The following is a 17,291-nucleotide window of genomic DNA, read 5'->3' on the forward strand; positions in this document are numbered from 1 at the left end:
TGGTCTACCTTGCCAGGTCGCCCTCGGGACGCAGAGTCGCCGTGAAGTGGCGCTGCTGGTCAGAGGAGTCCGATGAGGTCCAGCGGGCAGGTAAAGGGGTCGTAGGAGACCTCGCGCAGGCTGGCGGCGATACTGCGGTGTCCGGTGGTGCGCAGCCCGCGACGCCGGCGCGCTTGCTCAGCTGACTGACCACCGCGCCGGCCGCGCCCGCCCCAGGAGCCTGGGACACCGCAGCCCCATCTCCTGCAAACAAGCACTCGACCGAACATCAACTACGCCGGCAGCAGCCGCATGACCCGTGTCCAGGATCAAGAGTCAGGCCCCAACATCCCCGTGACACCATGAAGATCAACAAGGCCCGCCGGAACCGCCTGCGGGCCTTCTTCAACCCCCAACATGCTCATCCCGAGTGGCAAACCCATGCTCATCTCGAACGGCACTCAACAAGAGAGAATCCGCTCCAGCACGGGGACGGCGGCCCGCGGCGCACCGGTGGGTCAACTCCTGGCATGCCAACCACACGTCCGGTCCGACCGTCTCCCCGGCCCATTCACCCACAGCCACAAGACGGGTTTGGCCCCGCCACACACATGGCGAGGCCAAACCCCAGGATCTTCAAGAGCGTTCTTGCGGAATTTCGAGTCTTGGGCACGTGCAGCCCCGAGCCATCTCCTCATCACAGCTTGTGGCTCTTGGGAGATTGAGACCGGAACTCATGATCTGGACCCACAGCGGACCGGCTTCACCCACCAAATGCGCCCGTGACTGTCCTGCTGCTCAGCCGAGCAGCTGGTCCTTGTGCTCGGTCAGCCACTCCTCCAGCGACTTCACCTGCGGGTTGAGCTGCCGCACGCGGTCGAGGTCACGGTTGGCCACGAAGTTCTCGGACGCCTCCACGAAGAACTGGTACATGTTGGCAACCTCCTCGACGAACCAACCACCGGCGGCACGCATCGCGTGATGGCTGGTCGGCCGGTAGGTCACCTTCTCACCGATGGTCCGGGTCATCATCTCCGCGAGCTCGACGCCGGTGGCGTGCGCGCTGGCGACACCGACTGTCCGGCCGATGTACTTGGCGCCGGCACGGAAGATGCCGTATGCGGTACGGCCGATGTCCTCCCGGGCGACGAGCGCCATGACAGCGTCGCCCATCGGGATCGTCAGGACCAGTTCACCGTTCTCGTCGCGGTGCGGGCCCTGCCCCATCGCCGGGAGGAACGACTCGTAGTAGAAGCTCGTCTCCAGGAACGTCGTGGGGACACCGGCCTCGATGAAGAACGCATTCGCCAAACCCTTGGCGTCGAGGTGCGGCACCTTGTAGTGGTCCATGAGCGTCGGCAGCTCGCTGCCCAGGTACTCGAAGAGCGGACGGGTGTCCTCGAGCGTGGACCACACGACGTGCTTGATGCCCGCGTGCTTCGCGGCGCGCGCCGCCGCGGCGGCCTGGTCCATCTCAACCTGCGGCCGGCCGAGGCCAGCCGCTTCCTGCTCCGACGTGAGCTCGGCCCAGAAGTTGGTGACGACGAAGGCGCCGTACGCGCCCTCGAAGGCCGCGCGGATGCTGGCCTCGTCGTTGAGGTCGCCCTCGACGACCTCAGCTCCCGCAGCGACAAGCGCCTTGGCATTGTCGGAGCCGGCGTCGCGGGTCACCGCGCGAACCGCGAAAGGTCCCTCGGCATCGGCCAGGATCGCGCGGACAAGGCCTCCGCCCTGCTGGCCCGTGGCACCAATGACAACGATGATCTTCTTCTCGGTCACAATGACTCCTGTTTGTAGCCCGGCGTGTGCCGTCGGTCAGCCGGTCGACCCGGACGACGGACACCCCGTCGAGGTCGAGCAGCAACGTCGTATCGTTGAGCAAGCCCGTGGCTCCTGCATGATCGTTCTGCGTCAGGAACAGAAATGATCACGCACGGCCACGGGCCTCTTGCTTCCCAGCCCCATCACCGACCGTGACAGCGCGTCGGCCGTCCGCCAGTGCCGCACCGCTCAACTTCGAAGACCCAACAATCGAGTCAGTCAACCGCGCAGGTAGTTGACTGGTCGTCTTGATGCGAGCATATGCGCTTAGTCGGCGGGCCGTCAATACTCCCCGGCCGTACCCGCAGGGGTCGAGCGTTCACAGGTGCCGGGCTTGATCAGGTCGAGCGCGTGGTCCAGGCGCGACCGCCCCCGGACTCGGGCCGCGGGGCTGCGCGAGCGGATCGCTGAACCGTCCGAGGAGATGCCCCTATGTTGTGTCAAGCGGTTCATGGCGGCTCCATGGTTGCCGGCCGTTCGTGCTCTTCGCCCTGCGGGGCCGCACCAGTCGCCGTCGATGCGTGCGGCGATGGCGTAGCACAGGGCGGCGGCGTGCTTGCACGGGCCTGAACATGCTGCAGCCTCCCGGGCCCGCCCAGATCCTCGGCGGGGTCTGGCGTCCGCCACCTGGTGGACAACCCGGAGCAGGTGCCGGACAACCAGCTCTGGGGGACCACCTTGGGCGTTCTGAAGTAGAAGGTCCAGCGAGAAAGTGGGGACATTCCCATGGAGCATCCATAGTCAGAAGGTCGCGGTCATCACCGGTGCCTCGCAGGGCATCGGTGCGGGCCTGGTCACCGCGTATCGCGAGCTCGGCTACGCCGTCGTCGCCACCTCACGCACCATCGCTGAATCGCAGGACGCGGACGTCCTCACCATCCAGGGCGACATCGCCGACCGGGCAACCGCCGAGCGTGTCATCGCCGCGGGCATCGAGCGGTTCGGCCGCATCGACACGCTGGTCAACAACGCCGGGATCTTCACGTGACCTCCGTACTCGCCTCCCTGGCCAAGGGCGGCCTGCAGTCCGCCATCAACGCGTTGACCATCGAGTACGCCACCGCGGCATCCGCGGCATCCGCGGCAACGCCGTCGCGCTGGGTACCATCAAGACGCCCATGACCGAGGGGTACCACGACGTGCTCGTCGGCCTGCATCCGGTCGGCCGCATGGGCGAGGTGAGCGACGTCGTCAAGACGCGGTGGTTTATCTTGAGAACGCCCCGTTTATCACGGGCGAGATCCTCCACGTAGACGGTGGCCAGAGCGCCGGCCACTGAGCCGAAGGCGCAGCTGCCGCCGCCCTCCGACCCACCCGGGCACGCCCTGTTCGGACAAGTCACAGAAACACCCAGCGCTCGGCGTGCCGGAACAGCCGGCCGTCTGCCACTTGGAGTAGATGTCCGGTCTACTTCCCATAAGAAAGTAGGGAAAATCCGATGCATTTGAAGCTCGAAGTCATCGTGCTGCCCGTGTCCGACGTCGATCGGGCCAAGGCCTTCTACGAGAAGGCGGGATTCCGTCTGGACCTCGACAAGGCCGCCAGTGAGGACTGGCGCGGCGTGCAGTTCACGCCGCCCGGCTCCGAGTGCTCGATCATCTTCGGCAAGGGGATCACCTCCGCCGCACCGGGCTCGGCCCAGGGCCTGTACCTCATCGTCACCGACATCGAGCAGGCCCGCGCGGAGCTCGTCGAGCGCGGCATCGAGGTGAGTGAGATCTTCCACGACGCGGAGTTCTTCTACCACGGCCACGAGGGGGGAGAGGTCACCCACCAGTTGGAGGGCCAGGAGCGGCTCGTCGGCTCGCGCCCCGACCGCGCTTCCTACGGCTCCTTCGCCACCTTCAGTGACCCGGACGGAAACGGCTGGGTGCTCCAGGAGATCACGCAGCGACTCCCCGGCCGCTGACCTGCTGCGAGGTTCCAGCGATGGGACGGCCGCGGCCGGACTTGAGGGCGGCCGGCCGCTCAAGCCGTGAGTGCGGCACCCGCGAAGACGAATGGCCGCACCCCGGCAGCGAGCGCACGCCGACCACGGCACTGCTCGTGCCCGGCAGGCAGGTGATGATCGCTGGGGACGTCGAGGGCCACGGGCCGGTGCGACATCGGGCAGGGCGGACCCGGTCGCAGCCGCCCCGCGGCCCCGGCAGGTGCATGGCGGGCTCCACTTGGGGATGCGGAGGCCGGCGACGGGTCGGTGGACGCCCCGGCGTTCTGACCCAGGGCGCCGATTCCCCAGCATGCAAGCCAATGTGGGCAAAACGCGAGGGTTGTTGGAAGCGGGACTGGGTGGTGGAGTTCGACATCGCCGCATTCTTCGACAGCGTGCCCTGGGACCTCCTCGTCAAGCGGTGGAAGCTCAGACTGATGCCGTTTGGGTGAAGTCGTATGTGGAGCGGTGGTTTGCTGCCCCGCTCAAGATGTTCGACGGTTCTCTGCTGGACCGCGAGTGCGGGACCCCGCTGGGTGGACCGGGAGTTCCCCGCCGTCTGGTGGGAACGGTGTGCGGACGACGCGGTGCTGCACTGCATCTCGGGAGCGGCAGGCGGTCAAGGTGCTGTCCGCTCTGGAGATCAGGACGGCCGAGGTCGGATTGGGAGTGGAGCCGACGGCAATGTATGTGATGCCGCCGCGTCCACCCCAAAGGATCAGCCTCACCGCGCACAGGGTCCGCAGACAGGGGCACGTCCGCCGGCCCGGGATCGGAACCTGGACGAGGACAAGCGTGACGCCGGTGCCCCACGGGCTTCCCGTGGCATCGAGCCGCTCGACGGTTGCCGGGGAGAGCCGATCACCGTGCCGGACTTGAGTGTGCGCAGGGGGGCCACCAGGCGTGCACGCGGACGTCATGGGCTTTCGAGCCGGGCCGCCAGATCCTCAGGGAGGGCGTCCCGGTTCGCCCGGGTCACCTGGACGAGATCGATGTCGGAGCGCCGCTTGAGGGCGTCGGTGAACGGGGCGCTCTTCGCGTGGACCGTGGCGACGATGTCGATGTCGGTCTCGAACAGGGAACGGACGGTGTCCTGGAACGCCGTGCACGCCAGTTCCATACGCCCCAGTTCGTCGATCAGCGCGAGTACTCCAGGGGCCGGATCCGCCGCCACCGACCTGAGCGGCGGCAGCGCGAGCTGCTCCATGACACCGAGGTCGACGCCGTACCGGCCCACCCGCGGCGGACCCGGAAAGTCGACATGAGCGAGCACGGCTCGCCGGCCGCTCTCCATTGTTTCCAGCGTGAAACCGGTCCGGGTGCCGCCTTGCCGGATCTCCTCCGTGGTGAAGCCGACAGCCCTGCGGGTGCGCAGGAGTCCGGCCAGCCGGCGGACAACGGTTGTTTTGCCCGTGCCGGGGCGTCCCTCGAGCAGGATTCTCGTCGGCATTCTGCGCTCCGTATCTGGCCTGTCCTACCGAGGTTCCCGGCACGCCGACCGGCATTGTCGGCCGATCAGGTGTTCTTGCCGTATGGACCGGTCCGAGCCGGGCCGTCCCGGGTAGAGCCGCGCGTATGTCCGGAATTGAGATCAGGAGCGTGGCGTTCGACGACCGTGCGGCGATCCCTCGACGCCACAGCGGGGCGGGGGACGATGTCTCGCCACCGCTGAGATGGTCAGCGGTACCCGAGGGCGCCGCGGAGCTGGTGCTGCTCTGCGAGGACCCTGACGCCCCGGGCGGGACATTCGTGCACTGGCTGGTCACCGGTATCGATCCGCGCAGCTCCGGTGTGGCGGAGGGGCAGGCGCCTGCCGGCGGCCAGGAGTGGCCCAACGGATTCGGCCGCACGGGCTGGGGCGGTCCCCTGCCTCCGCCCGGGCACGGGGCGCACCGCTACTTCTTCCGTCTGTGGGCCGTGTCGGAGCCGCTTTCCCTGCACGGCCGACCGACAGCCGACGCGGTGCACCGTGCCGTGAAGGGCCGGGAGCTGGCGAGTGGCACGCTTATGGGCACCTATCAACGCTGACCTGTCTTTTGACCTGCTGGGTCCTGTGGGCCGAGGCCAGAGTGTCGGTGCCGGACGAACGGCTGCCCGTAAATGATCTGTGGTCGGCTCGGGAGCGCGCCCGTGTGCGGCGTCGGTCCGGTGGCCGGACGCTCGCGCTCAGCCTGTCGGACGACCTCGGTGTCCCCTCTTTGCCGCGGCCTTCTTCGCGGTCGCCGCTTTCTTCCGTCCGGTCGGCTTCGCGCGGCGGGTCCGCGCCGCCTCCACGCTTTGCTGCAGCGCTGTCATCAAGTCCGCTCCGGCCTCCTCGATACCCCAGGACTCCGGTGCGTGCGGTGGCTCCATGCCCAGGAGCTTGGCAGCGACGACTTGCTCCAGGGCACGGCTGTAGTCGTCGTGCTGCTCTTCCAGGTCGAAGCCCGAGCTGATCGCGTCCATCAGGTTCTGTGCCATCTGCAGCTCCTGACGCCGGGCCGGAGGTGTCTGCGGGACGGTGACCCCTTGAGTGGGCCGCAGTTGGTTCGGCCACAGCATGGTCTGCATCGCGATCACCCTGTCCCGAGCCCGGAGCACGGCCAGCGACTCGCGGGTGCGCAGCGCTGTCCGTGCGATGGCCACCTTCCCCGCCTTCTTCATGGCGTCGCGCAACAGGGCGTACGGGCGGGCGCCGATGGGGCCGGTGCCCAGGTAATACGTCGTCTGCAGGGTGAGCGGGTCGATCTGGTCGGCATCGACGAACGCCAGGATCTCGATACGTCTGGCGGTGGGCAGCGGGAGGTCGGCGAGATCGTCGTCGTTCAGTACGACGACCCGGCCGTCCGGTGCCTCATAGCCGGGTGCCACTTCCTCGGAGGGGATTTCGATGCCCTCACGCTCGCAGTAACGGCGCAGGCGCACCCGGCCCCCGCCGCACCGGGTGTGGACCTGGTGCAGCGGGACATCGTGCTCCTCGGTGGCCGCGTGGACGGTCACCGGGATCGACAACATGCCCCAGGTGATGGCCAGCTTGATGATGGTCTGCGGCATGCCCCCATCGCATCCCGGCACGGCAAAGATCGCATGTCGGGCACGCCGCAGGTGGTCAGGGGCAGGACTTGCCAGTGAGAACGGCGGGCTCGGTGCCAAGCGGGTTGGTGGGAGTTGGGGTGGGCGAACGGGGCATCGTGTGGGACGCGAGCGGTTCCGTTGGACATTGCCGCATGTACTGCCTCAAGTGCCGTCGCAACCAGTCAACTTGGCGAGTTGACGCCGATCACCCTGCGCGGCGGCAACCGGTCCGCGCCGGCGGTCGGCAGGGGGAGTGCGCCCGCGCCGCCCCGTCGAACCGCCCCGGGTCTTGTGGAGTCGGATTGCTGCCCGCCGGCCGAGGTGCTCAACATCGGCATGCTGACCCGATCGAGAACGAACTCCGCGCCGTGCCATGCATGAATCCGGCGATTCGACGTCACGGAACCCGGGGCGGATGTCCCGCTCGTCCTCCTCCTGGCGGTTGGCGGTTGGCGGTCGGCGGAGAGCCGGAGGCGTGCGGCGGTGTGAGCCCGGCCATCAGTGGACGCGGGGCAGTGCGGTCACACCACATGCCGGACGGCGGCGCCGGCGAGGACCGCCTGCGCGACGATACGGCGTACGCGGCACCGTGATCAGGCAGCACCGGGAGGGATACCCGTCAGGCGTCGACGGCAACGCCCGGTCAGCAGCGGCATGGTGCACTTCGGCGGCCGGCCTGGGCAGGGGGCGAAGGTCCCGGGCACTGCCCCGGGCCACGTCCCCGTCGCCGGCTGCCACCGGCGGCGGGGACGTCTCGGCCATGCCTCAGAGCGTCAGCGGCTTCAGCCCTTCAACAGGATGAAGTCGTGGACTGTCGTCTTGCCCTTGGAGACCTTCACGGTGACCGCCAGCGGCTGGTAGCCGTCCTTGGCCGCGATGACCTGGAGCGGGCTGTTGCGGGCGTCGAGCCAGAGCGCGTAACCGCCGTCCGCAGCGGTCTTGAGCGTGTAGTGCGCCGCCGAGCCGTAAATCTGCACGGTCGCGCCGGCGATCGGTCCGCCGCCGGACGCCGTCACCGTTCCGGCGATCTTGCCCCAGGTGGTGGGCGGCTTCACGGTCAGTGAGACGCCGACCGGGTCGAGCCGGTACGGGGTGTCGCTGCGCAGGATCAGCGAGGCGGTGTAGGTGCCCGGCTGGGTGACCTCGGGCACGGAGGCGTCGAGCGCGACCGTGACCGTCGTGGAGGCGCCCGGCTGGACGGTCACCGTGTTCGTGCTCTCGGTCAGCCAGGTGACGTCGGCGGCGTGCACCTGGTCGTAACCGGGCAGGACCTCGGAGGACTTGACCGGAGTGCCCCCGCTGGTGAGACCGCCGACCGCGTAGAAGCCCAGGCTGCCGCCGCCGCGGTAGACCGAGGCGTTGGCGTTGGGCAGGGCGGTCCAGGTGTTCTCGTTCGGCTCGTAGGCCCAGACCTGGTTGGTCAGCGCGGTTCCGTTGTTGACCGAGCCGCCCCGGACCAGCAGCAGGCCGTTGGCCGAGGCGTAGGCCGCGCCCCAGGCGTCGGTCGGCTGGTCCGCGACGGGTGACCAGGTGTCGGTGGCGGGGTCGTACACGTAGGCGTGCTTGGTGGTCACGTGCTGGGCCTCGCCGCCCGAGCAGTAGAGCTTGGCCGCGATGGCGCCGCAGGACTCCCAGGACACCGGCTCCGGGTAGGGGGCCGCCATCGACCAGGTGTCGGTGTCCGGGTCGTAGACGGAGACGTCCGTGGAGCCGCAGCCGATGGTGAAGCAGCCGCCGACCGAGTACAGCTTGCCGTCGAGCACCGCGCTGCCCGCGCCCGCGTACGGCTTGGGCATGCGGGCGCCCGTGCTCCAGGTGTCGGTCGCGATGTCGTAGATCTCCAGCTTGCCGTCCGGGCTGCCGGCCTCGCCCCAGCCGCCCGCCGCGTAGATCTTGCCGTCGATCACACCGTGGGCCGGGGCGTCGCGGGTGTCGGCGGCGGAGGCGAGCTTGGTCCAGATGCCGTTGTAGGCGTACAGGTCGCCGGTGCCGTGGCCTCCCGTGGAACCGAACGCGGAGTAGACGGTGCCCTGGTAGGTGTCGACCGCGTTGTCGCCGGTGGCCACGGGCAGGTCGGGGACGGGCTGCCAGGCGGTGCCCGGGGTGCCCAGGGCGTCGGCCGTCGCGTCGGTCCGGCCGGCACCCGACGCGGCAGCGGGTGCGTCGAGCCGCAGCGGCGAGTAGGAGCCCTTGACAAGGTTCAGCGGGGCGCCTGCCCGCTGTACGCTGAATCCTCCGGCTTTCTCCGTGAGGTCGAGGGAGGCCGGCGCGGTGCCGTCGTTGGTGACGGTCACGGTCTGGCTCGTGCTCTTGCCCCAGGCCACGTCCTTGGCGATGGACGCCGGGGCCACCTTGAGGCGGCCCGCCCTGAGCGCGAGGTCGTGCTTGACCGTGGCGTCCGAGGTGATGTCGACGGTGTCGTCGGCCGTGGTGTAGCGGGACAGCGCGGCGGCCACCGGGTGGTTGCCCGTCAGGTGCGAGAACATCCAGTAGAAGCCGTCGCCCACGTTCGGGTCGTCGGGCGTGGCACTGCTGGTGGTGTGGTCACCGGACGCGTCGGTGCTGGTGACGGTGGCGCCGTTGACGCCCGCGTGGGTGTTGGCGTCCGTCACGTGGCCGACGAGGAGAGCGCCGGGCACCGGGTCATAGGTGCGCTGCCCGAGGAAGACGTCGTCGAGCTGCCACCACATGCCCCAGTCGATGGTGGTGAAGTGGAAGCGCACCCGGACATCGCTCTTGCCCGCACAGGCGTCGAGCGGCACCTCGACGTGGGCGGGACCCGGGAGCCAGATCGAGGTCCTCTCCCACACAGTGGTCCAGGTGGTGCCGCCGTCGGAGGAGATGTCCACATCGGCCTTGTTGCCCGCCCAGCCGGCGTAGTCGGTGTCGAAGGCGAGGATGGGGGTGGTGGCAGAGCTGAGGTCGTACGACGGTGAGACCAGCGAGGAGTCCTGCTCCTGGAGGTTGCTGGACTCACTGTCGACGATCGCGAAGTTGCCGCGGCCGCCCGTGTGGTTGTCGCGGTCGCCCGGGTTGTCGAAGACCCAACCGCCGTCCATGCCCTCGGCGTTGACCACGCTCCAGCCGTCGGCGGGACCGGTGGTGGAGTCGAAGGCCTCGGTCGGCCCGTGCAGGTTCACGGCGTAGCCCGGTGCCTGGGCGGCAGCCGAGTCCACGGGTACCGCGATGTCCAGCGTCCGGTCGGCGGTACCGACCTCGACGGTCTTGTCGACCGCCTGGTAACCGGGGTAGTCGGCGGTGACGTGCAGGGTGTACGAGGCACCCTGCGGAAGCTTCAGGGTGTAGGCGCCGGTGGCGGGGTCGCTGAAGACCGGGCCGCCGGGCACGCGGTCGGCGGTGATCTTCGCGTAGAGCGGCCAGCCGTGGCCGGAGCCGTCCGAGACCTTGCCGGAGACCGTCTGCGTGGGCAGGGAGTCGAGGCTGAACGACTGGGCGACGGTGCCGCCGTCGGCCACGACGATGCCGCCGGCACTGCCCGTGGCGTAGCCGTACACGCTCGCGGTCATGTCGTAGGTGCCCACCGGGATGTCCAGCCGGTACGTGCCGGACGTGCTCGAAATGGCGGTGTTCTCGCCGGCCTTGACGGTGACGCCGGCGATCGGCTTGCCGGTGGCGCGGTCGGTGACCGTGCCGCTGATCACGCCGTGCGGGCCGGTGCGGAAAGCCTTGATGCCGTTGGGGGTGCCGAGCCCGGTGGGGCCGTCGTAACCGGGGCCCGCGGTGCACAGTGCCGCCGGGGTGCAGGTGCCGTTGCTGCCGGTGGTCACGTCGTTGAGCGATCCGGCCTGGGCGTACGGGTAGGCGTTGGGGTACGTGCCCGCGGCCGGGGTGCCGGCGACCGCGTAGACGCCCGCGATGATCGGGGCGGAGGCGCTTGTTCCGCCGAACACCGACCAGCCGCTGCCGCCGTAGGTCTGGTAGACCGAGACACCGGTCGCCGGGTCGGCGACCGCGGAGACGTCGGCGACGGTGCGGTTCGCGCACGCGGTGTCGGTCTGGAACGCGGGCTTCGGCTCGTAGAGCGAGCAGCCCGAACCGGGGCCGCCGCCGCTGGGGCCGTGCCACACCGACTCGCGCCAGCCGCGGCCGGTGCCGGAGTCCCTGAACAGGGCGGTGCCGCCGACGGAGGTGACGTACTGCGAGGCCGCCGGATAGGCGACGCCGTAGCTGTTGTCACCGGAGGACGCGACGACTGCGACGCCCGGGTGGTTGTAGTAGGGGTCCATGGCGGTGAGTTCCGACGGGTCCTCGCCGCTGCCCGGCGTGCTGTCGTAGAAGGTGCCGTACGAGTTGGAGACGTACTTCGCGCCGAGCGCGACCGCCTCGTCCACCGCGGCACCGAGGTCTGCGAAGCTCGGGGAGTCGGCCTCGACCAGCAGGATGTGGGCGTTGGGGGCGGCGGCGGACACCATGTCCAGATCGAGGGAGATCTCGCCGGCCCAGCCCGGGTCGGCGGCCGGGTAGTGCGTGCCGCCGCGCTGGTCGACCTTGGTGAAGCAGCCGTCGGCGGTGGTGCACGCGGGCAGACCGTACTGCCGGCGGTAGACGGCCAGGTCGGCTGCGGCGGTCGGGTCGTCGAAGGCGTCGACGATGGCGACGGTCTGGCCGGCGCCGCCGTCCGCGGGCAGCGAGTAGGCGCTCTGCAGGTCGCCTGCGCCGAAGCCGGTCGGGGTGGCGGATTGCGGCTGCACACCGGTTCGGGCGGGCACGTCGACGCGGCGCATCGCCATGCAGGCGAACTGCCCGGGTTTGGGGTCCGCGCACTGCTGCACGACTGCGGTCTTGCCGGAGGGCACGGCGGCCGCGGGCGTTGCGATGGGCAGTTGGAGTCCTATGACGGCAAGCGCTGCCGAAAGGAGCCCGGCGACCGCGGTCGCGGCTTGCCCTGCACGTCCACCGCTCGGTCTGAGGCGGGTTGTTCGCAAGGAGAGTCCCCTGAAACGGAGGTGACCGGGTGTGGACGACGTGCTGACGACGTCCCCGCCCGGTCGCGGCCCGATCAGACCGCTGGCGTATTCAATTGGCCCACCCGCGCCGCTCGGAAGACGTAGCGGTGGTCGAGTACGTGACACCCGGTGTCCGTTTTTCGGAGTCGGCTTTCCGTCATTCGGTCAAGAAGTCGTAAGCCGCGCCTCAGGCAGGGTCGCTGTCGTACCCGTCGTCGAGCCAGCCGTGCCGAGCCGCGTACCAGACGAGCTGGACGCGGTTGTCGACGCCCGCGTCGCGTTGCATCGCGGCGATGTGGCGCTGCACGGTGCGGACCGCGACACCCAGCGCGCGGGCCATCGCCGCGTCGGTGCTGCCGGTCACCAGCAGGGCCAGGATGCGCAGGTCGAAGTCGCTGCGCGGCTGGTGGGCGGCGGAGCCGGCGAGGGGGACGGCGGCGGACCACACCGCATCGAAGAGAGTGACCAGCGCCTCGAGCAGGCTGCTCGGACGGATCACCAGCAGTACGGGGTCGGGTGGAGCCCCGTCCGCGGCCAGCGGGAGAAGGGCGACGGAGCGGTCGGCGATGCAGAGCCTGACCGGGAGGCGTTCCGCGACACGGAAGTACGTTGCACCGGCCATCGCAGGCCGCGGCACCGCGTCGGTGAGCGGCCGGTAGGCGCCGAGGGCTTCCAACCCGGCCCGCTCGATCACCACCCGCCGCCGCAACCGGGCCGGCGATCCGTCGTTGTGGGGGGCCATGGCGCGCTGCCCGGCGTGATCAAGGATGTCCGCGGCCGGGGCGGACTCGCGTCCCGGCGATCCGTCCCCACGCGAAGGCCGGCCACCCGGAGTCGACAGCGGGTCAGCCGCGCCGTCGAGGCCGGGCACCGTGCGGCTGAAGGCCATCACCTCGCTGCGGGCGGTGGCATGCACCTCGGTGATACAGGCGCGGACAGCTGCCGCGCCCTCAACGAACCGGACCATCTCTTCGGCGCGGTGGCCCTCGTGGACGCGCTGGTACTCCACGCCGAGGCGGTCGACGAGTTCCCGGATGTGGACCAGTTGCTCCTGAGCCCGGTCCACCAGCGGCAGGAGCCCCGACTGCGGAGGCATCGGGTACCAGCGGTCGTCGTAGCCGAGCCGTACCAGGTCACGGTCGGCCAATTCCCGGCACGCGGCCTGTGCCCGTTCCTGCGACACCCCTATTTGCCGGGCCAGTTCGGCTAGCGGGACTCCCCTTGTGGCGACGAGGAGTGGATAGGCCCGATCCGCGTCGGAACTGAGCCCCAGAGCCCCAAACGAACGTTCGTTCACGTTTGCGCACTATAGCTGTAGCCTCCACCAATTGCTACGTCCAGCAAGTAGATCAGGCAGCTGCATCGCCAAGCAAGACGCAGCCGCTCGGGGCCTGGGCGGTGACCTACGACAGGGAGCACCACTCGCCCCCCGACGAGCGTGCCCTCATGAGCACTCTGGCCGACCTGGCGGGGCAGGCACTCAGACGCATCCGGTTGCAGCAGGCCCGCGTCGAGCTGGCCGCGGCGCTCCAGCAGAGTATGTTGCCCACGCTGCCCGAGCATCTCCCGGGCCTGGAGGTCGCCGCCCGGTACCAGCCGAGCCGAGACGGGCTCGACATCGGCGGGGACTGGTACGACGCCTTCGTGACGCCCGACGGTGCGGTGGCCCTGGAGATCGGTGACAGCCAGGGGCATGACGTGGATGCGGCCGCCTTCATGGGGCAGGTACGCACCTCCATGCGTGCGATCGCCTCACAGGAACCGGACCCGGCAACGGTGCTGACGCGTACCAACGAATTGCTGGTCGCGATGAACGCGGCACGGTTCGCCAGCTGCACCATGCTGTACATCGGTCCACGAGAAGGACAGGTCACCGGCGCCAGCGCCGGACACGTGCCGTTGCTGTGCGTACGCGACGACGGCAGCAGTGACGTCCGCGAGTTGCCGGGCGGTCCGGTGCTGGGAGTCCTGTCGGGGACCGACTACCGCGAGGAGATCTTCACGCTGGACGAGGGCACCGCGCTGGTCATGGTCACCGACGGGGTGGTCGAAGGACCGGGCCTGACGCTGGACGCCGGCCTGGAGCGGGCCGGAACGCTGGCCGCCCACGCCCTCCACAACGGGCTGAACGCCGATGCGATCGCCGACCGGATCCTCGATGCCGCGGTCGGGGTGGACCATCTCGACGATGTGGCCGTGCTGGTCATCAGGCGCGTATGACGGCTCCCCTTTGCCTCGTGCTGCGGACACCCCGTTGCCGTCGGCCGGGACGACGGCAACGGGGCGCAAACCGGCACCGTGTACGGGGAAAGTGCCTTCTGCCTACCGTCCCCTGTGATGCGGAACGCCGCGTCGGACCCATCGCTTCGTCACTCCCCTGCCGGATGAGGCTGGGCGACCGGCGGTCGGTGAACCGGATACGCCATGCAACCCTGGTGATCGCCGGCCGCCTGCGTCGGGCGCAGCTCATCGGCGTGCGAGGGCGCGCAGGGCAGGTCCTGGTCGACCCAGACCAGCTTGCCGCCGGTGGCGGACCGGAAGCCCCTCCTGTGGCACAGCTGAGCGATCATGAAGAGGCCCCGGCCGTTCTCGTCGACGCCGCGAGCCTGGCGCAGGCGCGGGTGGCAGCTGCCGCTGTCGAATACTTCGCAGGTCAGGACCTGGTGTTGGATCAGCCTGAGACGGATGGGGCCGGCGCCGTGGCGGATGGCGTTGGTGACCAGCTCACTGACGATCAGTTCCGTGTTGGGAACGAGATGATCCAGCCCCCATTCCCTGAGCTGCCGGGCGGCCGTGTGCCGGGCGGTACGGACGACGGTCGGATCAGCGGAGAAGTCCCAGGAGGCGATCTGGTCGGCATCGAGGGTGCGGGTCCGGACAAGGAGCAAGGTGACGTCGTCTGACGGTGCCTGAGTCGGCAGGGTCTCGATCACCGAGGAGCACAGGTCGTCCAGGGACTGACCGGACTGTGTGAGGGCGGAGCCCAGGCGGCGCATGCCCACCTCGATGTCGTCGTCACTGGACTCGACCAGGCCTTCGGTGCAGAACGCGAGCAAACTTCCCTCGGGGAGCTCCACTTCCACGGCGCCGAAGGGGACCAGGCCGAGGCCGAGGCCGAGCGGGGCTCCTGTGGGCAGGCCGGGGAAGAAGGTGACCTGGCCCCGCGGGTCGATGATCGCGGGCGGCAGGTGTCCGGCGCGCGCCATGGTGCACTTGCGGGTGACCGGGTCGTAGACGGCGTACAGACAGGTGGCGCCGACCACCGCGAGGGGCTGGTCCGAGGCGTCGGCGTCCTCCTCGGTCAGCCGCCGGACGGTGTCGTTGAGGTGGGCCAGGAGTTCGTCGGGTGGCAGCTCCATGTCGGCGAGGGTGCGCACGGCGGTGCGGAGCCGGCCCATGGTGGCGGCGGCGTTGATGACGTGCCCGATCACCTCGCCGACGACGAGGGCCACCCGGGCGCCGGACAGGGGGATCACATCGAACCAGTCGCCCCCGACGCCGGCATCCGTGTCGGCCGGCAGGTAGCGCGAGGCCGCCTCCACCGCGACACCGCCCCTCAAGCGGTGGGGGAGCAGGTTGCGTTGGAGCGCCAGGGCCGCGCTGCGTTCGCGGGCGTACTGGCGGGCATTGTCCAGTGACAGTGCGGCGCGGCTGACCAGTTCCTCGGCCAGGAGCAGGTCGTCCTCCTGAAACGGCACCGGGTTCTCCGCGCGTGCGAAGACAGTGCGTTGTTCCACGCGCGTGGCCCGGCGGGAATTCGAAGTCTTCCCGGTGGCCGGGCGGGCTTGCGGTGCCCTTGGAGGCGATGGGCACCGCAAGCCGTCAGGCTCACTGCGAGTTGTAGGCCTTGAGGCTCACTGCTGGACCGTTGGAGTTGCGTGCCACCGCGGCAACTGCTTCCTTCCCGTTCACGCGTACGACCGCGGTGCCGTGCGCCGGCACTCGCGTCAGTCCGCCGATCGGGGTGACTTCGACAGCCTGCTGCGTGACGCCCTTGGGAGGCTGGTCCCAGAGGATGTAGGCGATCCGTACGGCGACGGGAAAGTCGTCCTCATTGGTGAGTCTGATCGTTCTTGTCCACGGCTTTGAAGCTCAGGACCGGGACCAGCGAGGTCGCGGCGACGTTGCCGATCTGCAGCGTCTGATTCATGGTCTCGTTCACACCCGAGTCGCCTACGTAGCGGAAGGACAAAGCCACGGCGTACTCGTCGCTCCCGAATCCGGGTTCGCCGTGTTGCTCCTTCCCGACCTTGCTGGCGTGGGCTGTCGGCCCGCACCCGCTCAGAAGCGCCCCAGTCACCATCACCGCCGCACCTGCGGCAGCCAGTCTTCGCCGGCCGACCTTCACGATGTGCACCCCTCCCCATTGATCGTTGCGCGCGGGACGCTACCCGATCGCCCTCGCCCCTGTTGCGGCACCCCACCTGGAGATTCGCGGCCTGACCTGGCAAGGGTGCGGGCGTCCGCGCCTTCGAAGGAGGCCGTCCCCGGGCGTCGACATCACATCGCGGAGGGTGCCGCGTGCCCGCCCGACCGGCGCTGGTGCGCGCCGACGTGACAGCGAGTCCCGCGTCGCCGAGCCCTGGCCACAGCGGATGCCCGGCTTGGATCACCAATGCGCCTATCCGAGTTGCTTCCGGACGTCCCGTGAGCGAGAGATGCGCGGTGGGGGTACGTCGTTTCGCGCAAGGTGACCGTGGGAGCCAGGAGGAGATCAGCTATGTACGCAGTAGTGCGGCGTTACGAAGGGGTGACCGACCCTGCCGAGGCTGGACGCCTTGTGAACGAGGGATTCGTGCCTCTCCTCCGTAAACTCCCCGGATTCGTCGCTTACTACTGGGTGGACGCGGGGGATGGGGTGATGCTTTCCACCAGCGTCTATGAAGACCAAGCCGGGGCCGAGGAGTCGGTCAAGAGGGCGGCTGACTTCGTACGGGACAACATGACGTCACTGCTTCCCAACCCTCCTCAGGTCACGGCCGGCCAGGTTGTGGCTGCTGGGTAGCTATCTGCCGGTGGCGCTGGATCTCCGACGACTGACCTCTCACGAAACGCGCATGCGAGCCGCCGTCCCGGCGTGGGGCTCCGGGAGTGGTGCGCCAGGCGTCCGCGTCTCGGGGACGGGATGCGGTCAGGCCTATTTGGCGAGGGCTGGGACGAAGCGGGCCGCGTCGACCGTGCCGACGCCGGTTGCCATGTCGTAGCCCTTGACCGCGGTGTAGCCGGTGACTCCCGCGTAGCTGTTGTTCGTGCCGTCCTTCACGTCCACGATCCCGGTGGACGGGTTCCGCGAGGACTGCGCGTACAGCGAGTACAGCGCCTGGTGGATGTCGCCGAGTCGGTGCCCTGCGACCTGGTCGGCCAGGGCCACGATGCCCGCGAAGAGTGGGCTGGCTTCGCTGGTGCCGACGTAGACGTCCCAGCCGATTCGCTTCGGGTCGTAGCTGGAGTACACCCATGCGCCGTCCTTCAGTGAGGCGGACATGGAGACGTCCGGGGTGCCGCGGTGGTCGCGGACCTGCTCCAGCCCGTTCTGGTAC

The 17,291-nt window shown here is 69.3% G+C and carries 12 protein-coding genes and 1 pseudogene; 5 read left to right on the forward strand and 8 right to left on the reverse strand.

Going from position 1 to position 17,291, the window contains the following annotated elements; all coding sequences use genetic code 11:
* Positions 1 to 777: 777 nt before the first annotated feature.
* Positions 778 to 1,758 (reverse strand): NmrA/HSCARG family protein, encoded by a 981-nt coding sequence (locus tag ACWDAS_RS26415; protein ID WP_450395509.1) that lies wholly within the window; start codon positions 1,756 to 1,758, stop codon positions 778 to 780.
* 775 nt (positions 1,759 to 2,533) lie between these two features.
* Between ACWDAS_RS26415 and ACWDAS_RS26420 the strand changes: the two are divergent.
* Together ACWDAS_RS26420 and ACWDAS_RS26425 are read left to right on the forward strand one after the other, a co-directional pair.
* Positions 2,534 to 3,079 (forward strand): annotated as a pseudogene (locus tag ACWDAS_RS26420) (SDR family NAD(P)-dependent oxidoreductase).
* Between the two features lie 159 nt (positions 3,080 to 3,238).
* A complete protein-coding gene (locus ACWDAS_RS26425; RefSeq protein ID WP_450395511.1) occupies positions 3,239 to 3,709 on the forward strand; it encodes a VOC family protein in 471 nt (156 codons plus the stop codon).
* Between the two features lie 937 nt (positions 3,710 to 4,646).
* Here the strand turns inward: ACWDAS_RS26425 and ACWDAS_RS26430 are convergent.
* Positions 4,647 to 5,180, reverse strand: coding sequence for a nucleoside-triphosphatase (locus ACWDAS_RS26430; RefSeq protein WP_450395513.1), 534 nt, complete (start codon positions 5,178 to 5,180; stop codon positions 4,647 to 4,649).
* Positions 5,181 to 5,305: 125 nt separating this feature from the next.
* Here ACWDAS_RS26430 and ACWDAS_RS26435 point away from each other — a divergent pair, with 125 nt between their 5' ends.
* The gene (locus tag ACWDAS_RS26435) at positions 5,306 to 5,758 is read left to right on the forward strand and encodes a YbhB/YbcL family Raf kinase inhibitor-like protein (protein ID WP_450395516.1); all 453 of its coding nucleotides are present in this window, start codon (positions 5,306 to 5,308) and stop codon (positions 5,756 to 5,758) included.
* Positions 5,759 to 5,896: 138 nt separating this feature from the next.
* On the opposite strand, the gene ku is transcribed toward ACWDAS_RS26435, so the two are convergent.
* The 3 genes from ku to ACWDAS_RS26450 all read right to left on the reverse strand — a co-directional run bounded on the left by ku (position 5,897) and on the right by ACWDAS_RS26450 (position 12,898).
* Positions 5,897 to 6,763 carry a non-homologous end joining protein Ku gene (gene ku / locus ACWDAS_RS26440; RefSeq protein ID WP_450395519.1) on the reverse strand — a complete coding sequence of 289 codons (867 nt, stop codon included), beginning with the start codon at positions 6,761 to 6,763 and terminating at the stop codon, positions 5,897 to 5,899.
* Between the two features lie 803 nt (positions 6,764 to 7,566).
* The gene (locus ACWDAS_RS26445; RefSeq protein ID WP_450395521.1) at positions 7,567 to 11,601 is read right to left on the reverse strand and encodes a carboxypeptidase regulatory-like domain-containing protein; all 4,035 of its coding nucleotides are present in this window, start codon (positions 11,599 to 11,601) and stop codon (positions 7,567 to 7,569) included.
* Between the two features lie 337 nt (positions 11,602 to 11,938).
* Positions 11,939 to 12,898, reverse strand: coding sequence for a response regulator transcription factor (locus ACWDAS_RS26450; RefSeq protein ID WP_450395524.1), 960 nt, complete (start codon positions 12,896 to 12,898; stop codon positions 11,939 to 11,941).
* A 299-nt stretch (positions 12,899 to 13,197) separates the two neighbouring features.
* On the opposite strand from ACWDAS_RS26450, the gene ACWDAS_RS26455 reads away from it, so the two are divergent.
* On the forward strand, positions 13,198 to 13,971 hold the full coding sequence (locus ACWDAS_RS26455) for a PP2C family protein-serine/threonine phosphatase (protein WP_450395527.1): 774 nt from the start codon (positions 13,198 to 13,200) through the stop codon (positions 13,969 to 13,971).
* Positions 13,972 to 14,120: 149 nt separating this feature from the next.
* On the opposite strand, the gene ACWDAS_RS26460 is transcribed toward ACWDAS_RS26455, so the two are convergent.
* A complete protein-coding gene (locus ACWDAS_RS26460; RefSeq protein WP_450395530.1) occupies positions 14,121 to 15,449 on the reverse strand; it encodes an ATP-binding SpoIIE family protein phosphatase in 1,329 nt (442 codons plus the stop codon).
* A gap of 353 nt (positions 15,450 to 15,802) precedes the next feature.
* Entirely contained in the window at positions 15,803 to 16,108 is a 306-nt protein-coding gene (locus ACWDAS_RS26465; protein ID WP_450395533.1) for a hypothetical protein, read from the reverse strand.
* 363 nt (positions 16,109 to 16,471) lie between these two features.
* On the opposite strand from ACWDAS_RS26465, the gene ACWDAS_RS26470 reads away from it, so the two are divergent.
* Positions 16,472 to 16,756 carry a hypothetical protein gene (locus ACWDAS_RS26470; RefSeq protein ID WP_450395535.1) on the forward strand — a complete coding sequence of 95 codons (285 nt, stop codon included), beginning with the start codon at positions 16,472 to 16,474 and terminating at the stop codon, positions 16,754 to 16,756.
* 132 nt (positions 16,757 to 16,888) lie between these two features.
* Here ACWDAS_RS26470 and ACWDAS_RS26475 read toward each other — a convergent pair whose 3' ends face one another.
* Positions 16,889 to 17,236 carry a hypothetical protein gene (locus ACWDAS_RS26475; protein WP_450395537.1) on the reverse strand — a complete coding sequence of 116 codons (348 nt, stop codon included), beginning with the start codon at positions 17,234 to 17,236 and terminating at the stop codon, positions 16,889 to 16,891.
* Positions 17,237 to 17,291: the final 55 nt, after the last annotated feature.

This window comes from Streptomyces sp. NPDC001070 (genome assembly GCF_053598835.1).

Coding starts and splice junctions, on each gene's coding strand:
- ACWDAS_RS26425 (WP_450395511.1), top strand. CDS start 3,239: ATGCATTTGAAGCTCGAAGTCATCGTGCTGCCCGTGTCCGACGTCGAT.
- ACWDAS_RS26430 (WP_450395513.1), bottom strand. CDS start 5,180: ATGCCGACGAGAATCCTGCTCGAGGGACGCCCCGGCACGGGCAAAACA.
- ACWDAS_RS26435 (WP_450395516.1), top strand. CDS start 5,306: ATGTCCGGAATTGAGATCAGGAGCGTGGCGTTCGACGACCGTGCGGCG.
- ku (WP_450395519.1), bottom strand. CDS start 6,763: ATGCCGCAGACCATCATCAAGCTGGCCATCACCTGGGGCATGTTGTCG.
- ACWDAS_RS26455 (WP_450395527.1), top strand. CDS start 13,198: ATGAGCACTCTGGCCGACCTGGCGGGGCAGGCACTCAGACGCATCCGG.
- ACWDAS_RS26470 (WP_450395535.1), top strand. CDS start 16,472: ATGTACGCAGTAGTGCGGCGTTACGAAGGGGTGACCGACCCTGCCGAG.
- ACWDAS_RS26475 (WP_450395537.1), bottom strand. CDS start 17,236: ATGTCCGCCTCACTGAAGGACGGCGCATGGGTGTACTCCAGCTACGAC.